The 11,360-nt window shown below is 73.1% G+C and carries 12 protein-coding genes; 4 read left to right on the top strand and 8 right to left on the bottom strand.

What is annotated here, in order from left to right; all coding sequences use genetic code 11:
• The first annotated feature begins 169 nt into the window (after positions 1-169).
• The gene (locus AB3K78_RS14915) at positions 170-865 is read left to right on the top strand and encodes a Pr6Pr family membrane protein (protein WP_416444530.1); all 696 of its coding nucleotides are present in this window, start codon (positions 170-172) and stop codon (positions 863-865) included.
• Here the strand turns inward: AB3K78_RS14915 and AB3K78_RS14920 are convergent.
• The 6 genes from AB3K78_RS14920 to AB3K78_RS14945 form a co-directional block, all read right to left on the bottom strand.
• Complete coding sequence (locus tag AB3K78_RS14920; protein WP_416444532.1) at positions 862-1,101, bottom strand: hypothetical protein; 240 nt, start codon at positions 1,099-1,101, stop codon at positions 862-864. The genes AB3K78_RS14915 and AB3K78_RS14920 overlap by 4 nt on opposite strands.
• Before the next feature lie 90 nt (positions 1,102-1,191).
• Complete coding sequence (locus AB3K78_RS14925) at positions 1,192-1,821, bottom strand: SOS response-associated peptidase family protein (RefSeq protein WP_416444534.1); 630 nt, start codon at positions 1,819-1,821, stop codon at positions 1,192-1,194.
• A gap of 50 nt (positions 1,822-1,871) precedes the next feature.
• Positions 1,872-2,852: an NADP-dependent oxidoreductase gene (locus tag AB3K78_RS14930; RefSeq protein WP_416444536.1), complete on the bottom strand. Its 981-nt coding sequence runs from the start codon at positions 2,850-2,852 to the stop codon at positions 1,872-1,874.
• 75 nt (positions 2,853-2,927) lie between these two features.
• Positions 2,928-3,725, bottom strand: coding sequence for an amidohydrolase family protein (locus tag AB3K78_RS14935; RefSeq protein ID WP_416444538.1), 798 nt, complete (start codon positions 3,723-3,725; stop codon positions 2,928-2,930).
• Positions 3,722-4,543, bottom strand: coding sequence for an amidohydrolase family protein (locus AB3K78_RS14940; RefSeq protein ID WP_416447374.1), 822 nt, complete (start codon positions 4,541-4,543; stop codon positions 3,722-3,724). Before AB3K78_RS14940 ends, AB3K78_RS14935 begins: the two co-directional genes overlap by 4 nt.
• Before the next feature lie 39 nt (positions 4,544-4,582).
• The gene (locus AB3K78_RS14945; RefSeq protein ID WP_416444540.1) at positions 4,583-6,013 is read right to left on the bottom strand and encodes an APC family permease; all 1,431 of its coding nucleotides are present in this window, start codon (positions 6,011-6,013) and stop codon (positions 4,583-4,585) included.
• Positions 6,014-6,135: 122 nt separating this feature from the next.
• Between AB3K78_RS14945 and AB3K78_RS14950 the strand changes: the two genes are divergently transcribed.
• Positions 6,136-7,164: a LacI family DNA-binding transcriptional regulator gene (locus AB3K78_RS14950; RefSeq protein ID WP_416444542.1), complete on the top strand. Its 1,029-nt coding sequence runs from the start codon at positions 6,136-6,138 to the stop codon at positions 7,162-7,164.
• On the top strand, positions 7,161-7,751 hold the full coding sequence (locus tag AB3K78_RS14955; protein WP_416444544.1) for a MarR family winged helix-turn-helix transcriptional regulator: 591 nt from the start codon (positions 7,161-7,163) through the stop codon (positions 7,749-7,751). The genes AB3K78_RS14950 and AB3K78_RS14955 overlap by 4 nt, the downstream gene beginning before the upstream one ends.
• Here the strand turns inward: AB3K78_RS14955 and AB3K78_RS14960 are convergent.
• Together AB3K78_RS14960 and AB3K78_RS14965 are read right to left on the bottom strand one after the other, a co-directional pair.
• Entirely contained in the window at positions 7,748-8,887 is a 1,140-nt protein-coding gene (locus AB3K78_RS14960) for an AAA family ATPase (RefSeq protein ID WP_416444546.1), read from the bottom strand. The two genes, AB3K78_RS14955 and AB3K78_RS14960, sit on opposite strands and share 4 nt — an antisense overlap.
• A 60-nt stretch (positions 8,888-8,947) precedes the next feature.
• Positions 8,948-10,372 (bottom strand): PLP-dependent aminotransferase family protein, encoded by a 1,425-nt coding sequence (locus AB3K78_RS14965; protein WP_416444548.1) that lies wholly within the window; start codon positions 10,370-10,372, stop codon positions 8,948-8,950.
• Between AB3K78_RS14965 and AB3K78_RS14970 the strand changes: the two genes are divergently transcribed.
• Entirely contained in the window at positions 10,371-11,300 is a 930-nt protein-coding gene (locus tag AB3K78_RS14970; RefSeq protein ID WP_416444550.1) for a DMT family transporter, read from the top strand. The two genes, AB3K78_RS14965 and AB3K78_RS14970, sit on opposite strands and share 2 nt — an antisense overlap.
• The last annotated feature ends 60 nt before the right edge of the window (positions 11,301-11,360 follow it).

Genomic DNA, 11,360 nt, shown 5'->3' on the forward strand with positions numbered 1-11,360 from the left:
GAGGTAAGGTAATGATGGGTCGCGCTTCCGCGCGGCGACGAGCGCCCTCCCCCTGTACGGGCCCGTCGTTCCACCCCGCCGCCACCCGGCGGTCCGGCGCCGGGCGCCGGGCCGGGTGCCGGCGGGGTGCCCCAGCCGCTATGTTCGTGTCATGAACTCGCCCCGCGGCATGAGAACCTGGTCCGTCGTTCGGCTCGCCGGTTCGGCGCTGATCCTCGCCGCGGTCGCGCACCAGCTGATCGTCACGGTGACGAACGCCCTCGCGGCGACGACGCCGCACGGGTCGCACCTGCCGACCGTGCTCGCCAACTTCGCGAGCTTCTTCACGATCGAATCGAACCTGACCGCGGCGGTCGGCCTGCTGCTCGCGGGAATCTGGGGGCTGCGCGCCGCGGAGGGCGAGCGGGAGCCCCGGGGGCTCGCGATTCTGCTCGCCTGCGCCTCGACCTACATGATCACCACGGGCATCGTCTACAACATCCTGCTGCGGGGGATCGAGCTGCCCCAGGGTGCGACCGTGGCCTGGGCGAACGAGATGATGCACCTGGTCGGGCCGTTGCTGCTGCTCGCCGACGTGCTCCTCGCACCCGGGCGCGCGCCGCTGCGGAGGCGCACCGTCGTCGTGATCGCGGCGTTCCCGGTGCTCTGGGCCGTGTACACGCTCGTGCGGGGGCCGCTCGTCACGAGTCCCGCGACCGGGCTTACCTATTGGTATCCCTACCCGTTCCTCAATCCGAACCAGCCCGGAGGCTACCCGCTGGTCGCCGCGTACATCGCCGGGATCGCGATCGTGGTGCTCGCGATCGGGGCCGGGGTGGTCTGGATCTCGAGGAGGCGGAACCGCGGCCGGGCGCCGGTGGCCTAGCGTGCCAGCGCCGCGACGACGAACCAGTGCTCGCCGTCGCTGCGCGCCTCGAACTCGCGCAGCGCCCCCGAGGTCTCCGAGCGCGCGCGGAAGCGCCATCCCGCGCCCGCGTTCTCGGGGAGCCGGGCCGGGGCGTCCACGACGCGCCATCGCTCGCTCCGCCACACCAGGCGATCGGGTCGGCCGTCGGCGAGCCAGAGCGCGATCTGCTCCTCCAGCAGCACGTCGACGCTCACCCTGCACCCCCGAATTCTTCGAACACATGTTCGAGTATCGAGGAGTGCCGGGGATGCCGCAAGTCGGCCCTCGGCGATCCGCGAGATCGGTCAGGAGCGTCGCAGGCTCCGGGAGATCTCCTCGGACGCGAGCACGGCCCGGTCCACGAGATCCTGGTCCCCGGCCCGGCCGGGGTCGAGCCAGTCGTCGTGCATCTCCGCGGGGAGGATCAGCGGCATGCGCGGCTCCCCGTCGCCGGCGTGAGCGTCGAGCGGCGGGCCGACCGCGCGTCGGGTGACGAGCGAGTAGCTCAGGATCTCCTCGCCGTCCGCCTCGTGCGATCGAGCCGTGATCGCGGCGATGCCGAACATCGGGCCGCCCAGATCGAACCGGACCCCTTTCTCGACGTACCAGCTCGCGGGCAGCAGCGCGCGATGCTGGAACGGGGTGCGCCACGAGCGCAGCAGCGCGTCGTCGCGGGAGTTGAAGGCCGAGAACCTCGCCGGGGCGTTTCCCTTCCAGAGCCACCACCAGGCGAGGTCGAGCCGCCGCCGACCGTCCACCTCGTGGATCAGCGGGTTCAGGTTGCGGGCGTTCCGGCCGGTGATCCGGGCGGTGCCGTCCCGCTGCGCCGCCCACTCGGCGACGCGCTCCGCCGACTCCCGCTCGTCCAGCGGCGGGATCGGGGTGTCCGGCGGCTCGACGTAGGGACCGCCGCCCAGTCCGTACTGCGCGCACATGCCGGAATCGTACGTCCGGCGGCGCCCGAGCGGAAGGGGGCCTGGCGGGGTCAGCCGTCCATCGTCAGCACGAGCTTGCCCGTGGTGCGTCCGGTCTCGCCCGCGGCGTGCGCGGCGGCGGCCTCGCCCATCGGGAACACGCCCGCGATCTCGGCGCGGAGGGCACCGCTCGCCGCGAGATCCGCTACGGCCAGCATCCCCGCGTGGTCCGCCTCGACGAGGATCAGTTGCGCGCGGACCCCGAGCTCGGCCGCCCGCTCGAAGAGCCCTGCGGCGGGCCGGGGGAGCGTCGAGACCATGGTCCCGCCGGGCCGGAGCGTGCGCAGCGAGCGCAGCTGGTAGTCGCCGCCGATGGTGTCGAGCACGACGTCGACGTCCTGGACGACCTCGGCGAAGTCCTCGGTGCGGTAGTCGATCACCTCGTCGGCGCCGAGGCTCCGAACGAAGTCGTGCTTCGCCTCGCTCGCCGTGCCGATCACCGTGGCGCCGCGCGCTTTCGCGATCTGGACCGCGAGGTGCCCCACGCCGCCGGCCGCCGCATGCACCAGCACGCGCTGCCCCGGACCGACTTCCGCCGTGTCGACCAGCGACTGCCAGGCGGTGAGGGCCGCGAGCGGCAGCGCCCCGGCCTGCACGATGCCGATCCCCGGGGGAATGCGCACGAAGGCGCGGGTCGGGCCGACCACGAACTCGGCGTGGGACCCGACGCCGTGCGGATACGGCAGCATGCCGAACACGGCGTCGCCCGGCGCGAGGACCGTGACTCCGAGGCCGACCGCCTCCACGGTGCCTGCGACGTCCCAGCCGAGGGTCAGCGGAAGGGAGCCGGCCCAGCCGGAGGCGGCCCGGTGCTTCCAATCGGTGGGGTTCACGCCGGCGGCGTGCACCCGGATCAGGACCTCGCCGATCCCGGGCGCCGGTCGCGACACCTCCGCCAGGTGCAGCACCTCCGGGCCGCCGAACGACTCCTGCCGGACGGCGCGCATGGTCGGCGCTTCGATCGTGCTCGGGACCTGATCCGCAGTGCTCATGCGGTCAGCGTAGCCCCGGCCCGGGGGCGCGCGCTGGCAGGACTCTGCCAGTCCCGCGGCCCGGCCGGCGCACGCTCACCCGCGATGCGTCACGAGCCCCTCCGACACGGTCAGCAGCACCCGGCCCGCCGCGAGCGCGTCGGGCGCCGCCGCAAGCGGGTCGACGTCGAGCACCGCGAACGAGGCCGGCTCGCCGACGGCGAGCCGGCCGGTCCGCTCGCCGATGGCCGCGCCGGGCTGCGTCGTGTAGCCCTCGAGGGCTTCGCGGGCGGTGAGGCCCTGCTCGGGCAGCACGGGCTCGACCGCGGGTGAGCCCGCCGGACGGCGCAGCTGCGCGTCGGCCATGATCTCGAGCGGGTTGAACGGCGCGACCGGGAAGTCTGAGCCGAGGGCGAGGATCGCGCCCGCATCGCGGACGTCCCGCGTGCACCAGGCCCGATGGGCGCGGGTCTCGCCCAACCGCTGCGACCAGTCGTCGCTGCCGTCCGCCCGGGTGTAGTGGGTGCAGTGGGTCGGCTGCATGCTCGCGGCGATCCCTGCCGCGCCGAGCCGGTCGATCACGTCCCTCGCGACCGATTCGATGTGCTCGATCCGATGCTGCGGTCCGCCCGCGGGAAGCGCGGCGAGCGTGTCGACGACGAAACGGATCCCGCGCTCGCCGATCGCGTGGGTCGCGGTCGGGATCCCCGCCGCGTGGAACCGGGCGATCCGTGCGGCGTAGGCGGCGCGATCGCGCCAGACCGACTCGGTGTTCTCGCCGTGGATGTCGGGGGTCTCGAGCCAGGCGGTGCCGCCCTCGACGGTCCCGTCGATGAAGAACTTGATCCCGCCGATGCTCCAGCGATCGCCGCCGCGGCCCTGCAGCGCGATCAACTCGTCGACCTCCCGGTCGCTGGTGCCGGGTTCGCACCAGGGGAGATGCGCAGGGTGACCGGGAGCGGCGCGATCTGCTCGGCGGCCTCTAGGATCGCGATCGCGTCCGGGCCCTGCAGGTCCATGACGTGCACCCGCGAGATCCCGGTCGCGGCCATCGCGCCGAGCAGCGCGTGCAGTTCGCGCGCCTGGTCCTCCGGGGTGCGCGCGGGCAGGTGCGCGCGCACGTCGTTCAGCGCGCTGAATTCGAGCACGTGGCCGGTGGGCCGGCCCGAGGCGTCGGCGACGATGCTCGACCCGTCGGGGTAGCTGCGCCCCTCGGTGATGCCCGCGAGGCGCAGTAGCGCGTCGGAGGCCAGCGCCGAGTGGCCGTCGAACATGCCGACGTGGGCGAGCCGGTCCGGACCGAGCACCTCGGCGAGGATCTCGTTCGTGATCGGGGCGCCCTCGAACGCGTTCGGGTCCAGCCCCGAGGCGAAGAACCAGTCGCTCCCGGCCTGCTCGGCAGCGCCTCGTTCGAGGGCCTCCCGCAGTTCCGCGCGGGTGAGCAGGCCCGAGAGGTCGGTGCCCTGCGGGATCGAGACGCTCGCGACGGGGTGCGCGTGCGCGTCGGTGAACGCGGGGACGATCGTGCCGCCCGCGAATTCCAGGCGCTCGGCGCGATCGTCGGCGAGGGCGGCGATCTCGGATCGGGATCCGACGGCGACGATCCGGCCGCCGGCGACGGCGAGCGCGGTGGCTTCGGCGGTCGCACCGTCGGCACTGCCGTCGCCGTCGGCGAGGGCGTGGAGCCGGGCACCGGTGACGATCAGATCGATCGGGGAGTGGACATGCGCGTTCCCTTCGGTGGCGTGCGGTCAGCGGGTGGCGTTCTCGTCGAGCGGGTGCTCGTCGGCGTAGGCGTCGATCGCTTCGGTCGACGGCGTCTCCTCCTCGAAGCTCATGCGCGGCACCGGGCGGCGGAAGAAGCCGGTCTTGGCCGCGAGGATCGCGAAGCCGATCAGGGCCCAGATCCCGCCGACGACCCAGGTCGTGGGGTGCAGCGAGGTCCAGAGCCAGATCGAGAGCGCGACGCCGATGGCGGGCACGACGCCGTAGAGGATCCAGTCCTTGGCGCTGCGGGTGCCCGCGCCGCCGCGGGGGAAGAGGTAGACGCGGATCACCGAGAGGTTGACCATGGTGAACGCCGCCAGCGCGCCGAAGCTGATCATGAACGCGGCCTGGTCGAGGGTGAGGAACAGGCAGGCGAGTGCGAACACCGAAACGGTGACGGCGGCGACGACCGGCGTGCCGAAGCGCTTCGAGAGTCGGCCGAGGGGCTTCGGCAGGGTGCCGTCGCGGCCCATCGAGTAGAGGATGCGGGCGACCGAGACCTGCCCGGCGAGGCCGGATCCGATGCAGCCGGCGATCGAACCGATGACCACGATGAGCTCGAAGAGCGGCGCGAGGCTGCCGCCCAGGTGGGAGACGAGCGCGACGCCGGCCGCGTTGATCATGTCGTCGGGGATCTTCGCCCAGTCGGCGGGGTGGTAGGCCAGCGCGCCGACCCACGAGATGAAGATGAAGAGCGCGCCGCCGATGAGGGTGGTGAGCATGATCGCGCGCGGGATGTCGCGGCGGGCGTTCTTCGCCTCCTCGGACAGGGTCGAGACCGCGTCGAAGCCGAGGAACGAGAGCGCGAGCACGGCAGCGCCCGAGAGTGCGGGGCTGAAACCCTCCGCTCCGGGGACGAAGGGCTCCAGCAGGCCGGGCGCGTTCGGGTCGTTGATCGCGGCCTTCGCTGCCAGGATGACGAAGAGCAGCGCGGTCGCCAGCGAGATCGCGATGATGGCCGTGTTGAAGACGTTCACCAGCTTGATGCCGAGGATGTTGAAGACCAGCACCAGCACGAGCGCCGCGAATGCGAACACCTGGGGCGGGATGCTTGGGAACTGGGTACCGACGTAGAAGCCGAGGATCATGAAGTTGATCATCGGGATGAAGAGGTAGTCGAGCAGCAGCACCCAGCCGGTCATGAACCCGGCGACGCCGCCGTAGGCCTGCTGGGTGTAGGTGTAGGCGGATCCCGCGACGGGGAACTTCTTCACCATCGCCGCGTAGCTCGCCGCGGTGAAGAGCATCGTGACGAGCGCGATCACGTACGAGAGCGGGAGGTGGCCGTCGGTCAGCTGGTTGACGATGCCGTACGTGGTGAAGACGGTGCCGATGGCCATGTAGCTGAGGCCGAAGACGACGAGGCCGGTGAGGCCGAGGGTACGGCGCAGGTGCGCGGACGATTGCTGGGCCACGGGTTCTCCTTCGAACGGCATTCGCTGGTCTGGGGTGAATGCTAAACCGATATAGTAACGACCGCAAACCCGGCGCCCGTACCGCGGTCCGGGTGCGTTCGCTTCGGTGGTACCTTCGCTTCATGCCCGTCAAACGCCCCGCGACCCTGCAGGACGTGGCGGACCTCGCCGGGGTCTCGCGCGGAGCGGCGTCGTTCGCCCTCACCGACCGCACCGGGGTGTCCGCCGCGACCCGTGAACGGGTGCGCGCCGCCGCCGCCGAACTCGGGTACCGGCCGAACCCGACCGCCCGCAACCTCCGTGCCGCTCGCACCGGGATCATCGTCGTCTACCTGCCGAGCATCGCGACCACGCTCGGCTACTACACCGAGGCGGCATTCGGCATGGTCGACGAAGCGCTCGAAGCCGGCCTGCTGGTGACCCTCCTGCCGAGACCGGCGAGCGGACGGCCGCTGCCCCGCATCGACGCAGACGGCGTCATCGCCATCGACCCGGTCGCGGGCGATCCCGTGCTCGAGCAGCTGCTCGCGCCCGGGCTCCCCGTGGTGAGCGGCGAGGCCATGCCGGCGGAGTACCGCGCGGTCGACGGCGAGGTCCGCTCCGACCACGCCGCCGCCGCCCGCGCGCTGCTCGACCACTTCGCCGAGCACGGTGCGCGCGCGCCCGCGATCATCGTGCCCGAGATGTTCAGCGGATGGTCGGACGAGATCTCGCAGGCCTACCGCGATTGGTGCGCCGAGCGCGGAGTGCGCGAGCGCATCGAGACGGTGTCCGTGGAAGGGCTGACCGACTCGACGATCGCAGCGACCCGCAAGCTGCTCGGCGATGCGGATCCGGCGGATGCGATCATCTCGCTCACCGAGGGATCGGTGCTCAACGTGATCACGAGCGCCACCGAGTACGGTCGCACGGTCGGAGCGGATCTGCTCGTCGCCGCCGCCGTGGACTCGCCGGCGCTGCGCTACACCGAGCCGTCGGTCACCGCGATCGATCTGCACCCGCGAGCCTTCGGCCGCGAATGCATGCGGGTCATGCGGGAGGTCCTCGACAGTCGCTCCCCGGGCGAGCGACCGCGGAGGCGGGACGTGCCGATCGACGTGGTCTTCCGCGATTCCACGCGCGGGCGGGGCGGATCGGGGGCGCGGGCGTGAGCGGCGCCGACTGGCTCGACGACGACGAGCAAGAACTCTGGCGACGGCTGCTGCGTGTCACCTCCGGGCTGCCGAACGCGATCGAAGCGCAGCTGAAACGCGAGGCCGGGGTCTCCTACCTCGATTTCCGCGTGCTCGGTTCGCTCTCGGAGGCGCCGGCGGGGACCCGGACCATGAGCGAGCTCGCGGCGCGGATGAGCGTATCGATCGCTCGGCTCTCCGTCGCGGTCGGCCGGCTCGAACGGCGGTCCTGGGTGCTGCGGGAGCAGAATCCCGATGACGGCCGGGCCACGGACGTGGTGCTCACGGACAGCGGCCGGGCGCATCTCGAGGCGCACCTCGTCGCCCACGTGCAGCAGTTGCGGCGACTCGTCTTCGATGCGATCGACCCGGCCGCCCAGGCCGGGTTCTCCGAGCTGCTCGGACGAGTGCTCGGCACGATCGGGCAGGATCCCTGCGCGCGTTTCGGGAGCGGCGCCGGCGCTGCCCGATCGGCCCCGTACGCGGCCGCCTGGTCGCCGCTCACCGGGCCGCGGTCGGTCAGCGAGACACTTCGCGGCGCTGCCCCCGCAGATCGCGCGCGCTAGCGCGACGGCCAGTGCCAGGGCGGTGCGTCGAGCAGCCCCTGCCCGAGCACCCTCGTGCCCTGGCCCGACGAGACGAGTTCGACGGCCGAGCCCCGGGGCTCGAGCGCGCGCCGCAGTGCGGAGGAGTGGGTGACCACGACGACCTGCGTGCGCCGAGCGGCCTCCGCGAGGAGCGCGCCGAGCGGCGCCAGCAGATCCTCGTGCAGCGAGGCCTCCGGCTCGTTGACGACGATCAGCGGCGGGGGATCGGCGGGCAGCAGCGCGGCGCAGAGCAGCAGGTAGCGCAGGGTGCCGTCCGAGAGCTCCGCCGCGGTCAGCGGGCGCAGCAGGCCGCGCTGCGAGAGCAGCAGCCGGAACACGCCGTCGGCGGCGTCGATGTCGACGTGCGAACCCGGGAACGCGTCGGCGACCGCGGACGCCAGCGGGCCCTCCTGGCCGGACTCGATCGTCGTCGCCCAGACCGCGGCGAGGTCCGCACCGTCGTCGCTCAGCCACCGGGTCCGGGTGCCGACCTGCGGCTGCCGGGCCGGGGCGTCGCGGTCGGCCCGGAAGTGATCGTAGAAGCGCCACTGCGCCATCCCCTGCCGGAGTCGCAGGATCTCGGGGAGCGCGGAGGGGTCCTCGAGGTCGAGCAGCACGCTCTGCCCGGGCGCGAGCGTCTGGGGCACCGAGCGCCAGCCGCCGTCGCGCACGCGCACCGCGGCCCGGGTGCGGTCGATGACCACCGACGCCGGCCGGGCGAACGGACCGGTGAAGACCTGCTCGCGCTTGATCTCGGGGTCGCGGGTGAAGAAGCTGCGTTCGGGGTCGAGCTGCGGCAGGCCGAGATCGGCGAGGTAGCCGAAGCCGTCGGAGCCGAATCCGATCCGGAGCGAGACCGGGCGCTTGCGCACCGTGCCCTGACCGCTGCCCCGCCCGGGGTGCTCGGGGCCCGCCCAGAGCACGCTGGAGAGGCCGCCCTCCCGCGCGATCGCGCCGACCGTGCGGCCCTCGCCGGCGGCGGCGAGCAGGCGCAGCGCGCGGTAGAGGTTGGATTTGCCGGTGCCGTTGGCACCCGAGACGACGGTGAGCCAGCCGAGCGGCAGCACGAGGTCGACGAGCGATCGGTAGCCGCTGACGGCGAAGGCGGTGAGCACGGGAGCAGTCTGGCACCCGCCACCGACAGTGCCGTTCGAGCGGGCCCTGGCCGGGCCCCGTCAGCCCGTCCGGTCGCCCTCCTGGCGTTCGAGGGCCGCGCCGATGATCCGCGCGCCCTCGGCGAAGAACGCCGGGTCGGGTCCCGAGTAGTTCACCCGCAGCGTAGGACCGGGCGCCCGCTCCGGGAACCAGCCCTGGCCGGGCGCCACCGCGACGCCGAGTTCCTCGCAGTCGCGCGCCAGGCGGTGCGCGTCGGTCCCGTCGGGCAGGCGCAGCCAGAGGTTCAGGCCGCCCTTCGGCACGAGGTCGAGGCGCGCGGACGGCGCGTGCTCGCGCAGTGCGGCCACGAGCAGGTCGCGGCGGGCGGCGAGCTGATGGCGCACGCCCCGCAGGTGGGTGCGCCAGGCGGGCTGGGTGACGACGTCGTGCGCGATCGTCTGCAGCGCCCCGCTCACGTACATGGACTGCGCCTGTGCGTCTGCGAGCAGTCTGTCGCGCACCGGGCCGCGCGCGATGAGGCCCGCGACCCGCACCGCGGGTGACACGCTCTTGGTGAGCGAGCGGAGGTAGACGACGTGCCCGCTGTCGTCGCGCGCGGCGACGGGGGCCGAGCGCGTCTCGATCCCGAAGTCGTGCGCCCAGTCGTCCTCGATGAGGAATGCGCCGTTCGCGCGCACGATGTCGAGCACCCGGTCGACGAGCTCGGGCGCCCACTGGGCCCCGTGCGGGTTCGCGAAGTTCGGCTGCGCGTAGAAGGCGTGCGCCCCGGTCCGGCGGAACGCGCGCTCCAGCGTCTCGGGATCGGGGCCGTTCGTGCCGCTCGGGATCGGGACGACGCGCACGCCGACCTGCGCGGCCGCCTGGATCGCCCCCCAGTAGCTCGGCGACTCCATGAGCAGCGTCCCGCCGGTTCCGACGATCGTGCGGAACATCGTGCCGAGCCCGCTCTGGCTGCCCGGCAGCACGAGCACATCGCTCGCGGCGGGCGGGGCGACATCGGCCCGACCCACGGATCCGAGCTCGGCCGCGAACCAGGTCTGCAGCTCGGGCAGCCCCGCCGTCGGCGGCCGCACGACCGCGCTGTCGTCGCGTCCGGCGCGGGAGAAGGCCGCACGCACGAGACGCTCGGGCAGCAGCTCCCGGTCGGGGTAGCCGGCGTGCAGGGAGATCACGTCGTTGGGCGGCGTGCGCAGGGCGGCCTGCACCTGGGGCGCGGGGTTCCCGGCCGCTCCCAGCGCGGCCGCCTGCCAGCCGTGGTCCGTCGTGCGAGCGGTGCGCACGGCACGGACGAAGGCGCCGACGCCGGGCCGGGTCTCGACGGCGCCGCGCCCCACGAGCACGCGCAGCGCCTGCTGCACGGTGACGGGGCTCGCCCCGTACTCGGCGACGAGCGCGCGGGTGGAGGGCAGCTTCGCTCCGGGCGGAGCCGACGCGATCCACTCGCTGAGGCCCGCGACGATCCGCTCGCTGCTACTATGGTTCATGAGGATTGATAGTAGCGCTACTCCGATTTCCGTACTTCCGCTATCGTCGGGCCGATCCGGTCTGTGGTGGGGGCTGCTCGGCGTCGCGGCCTTCTCGTTCACCGTGCCGCTCACTCGCGTCGCAGTGGCGGACGGCGCGATGTCGCCGCTGTTCGCGGGCTCCGCCCGCGCCGTCATCGCCGCGGTGCTCGCGGCGCTCGCACTCGCGAGCACCCGCCAGCGCATGCCGCGCGGCGCCCAGTGGCTCAGGGTCGCCGTGGTCGCGGGCGGCGCCGTGGTCGGCTTCCCGCTGCTCACCTCCTACGCGCTCACGACCGCTCCGGCCAGCCACGGCGCCGTGGTGATCGCGCTGCTGCCCGCGGCGACCGCCGTCGCCGCGGTGCTCCGCGCGCGCGAGCGGCCCCGGCGGTCCTTCTGGATCGCAGCCGGGGTCGGCGCCGTCGCGGCGGTGGCCTTCGCGCTGATCCAGGGCGGCGGCTTCGGCGGCCTCCACCGGGCCGACCTGCTGCTGTTCGCCGCCGTGATCGTGTGCGCCATCGGCTACGCCGAGGGCGGCATGCTCGCGCGCGAGCTCGGTGCCTGGCAGACCATCTCGTGGGCGCTCGTGCTCGCCTCGCCGCTCATGGTGCTGCTCACGGGGATCTCGCTCGCCGACGGGGCGCCGAACGGCACCCCGGTGCAGTGGGCGGCCTTCGCCTACCTGGCCGTCGTGAGCATGTTCCTCGGCTTCTTCGCCTGGTATCGGGGCCTCGCCATCGGGCCGATGGCGCAGGTGAGTCAGGTGCAGCTCGCGCAGCCCGTCATGAGCATCTGCTGGGCCGCTCTGCTGCTGCACGAGCGCCTGACCTGGCCGACCGTCGTCGGCGGGATGGCCGTGATCGCTTGCGCGCTCCTCGCGGTGCGGGCGCGCAACGGCGGACTGAAGTAGGGCAGCCGAATCGAAACGGTTCGGGCCGGTGCGATCCCCGCACCGGCCCGAACCGCTTCT

Source organism: Leucobacter sp. HNU, from assembly GCF_047946755.1.
Lineage (GTDB): Bacteria > Actinomycetota > Actinomycetes > Actinomycetales > Microbacteriaceae > Leucobacter.

Coding starts and splice junctions, on each gene's coding strand:
- AB3K78_RS14965 (WP_416444548.1), bottom strand. CDS start 10,372: ATGAACCATAGTAGCAGCGAGCGGATCGTCGCGGGCCTCAGCGAGTGG.
- AB3K78_RS14930 (WP_416444536.1), bottom strand. CDS start 2,852: ATGAGCACTGCGGATCAGGTCCCGAGCACGATCGAAGCGCCGACCATG.
- AB3K78_RS14915 (WP_416444530.1), top strand. CDS start 170: ATGAGAACCTGGTCCGTCGTTCGGCTCGCCGGTTCGGCGCTGATCCTC.
- AB3K78_RS14970 (WP_416444550.1), top strand. CDS start 10,371: ATGAGGATTGATAGTAGCGCTACTCCGATTTCCGTACTTCCGCTATCG.
- AB3K78_RS14950 (WP_416444542.1), top strand. CDS start 6,136: ATGCCCGTCAAACGCCCCGCGACCCTGCAGGACGTGGCGGACCTCGCC.
- AB3K78_RS14925 (WP_416444534.1), bottom strand. CDS start 1,821: ATGTGCGCGCAGTACGGACTGGGCGGCGGTCCCTACGTCGAGCCGCCG.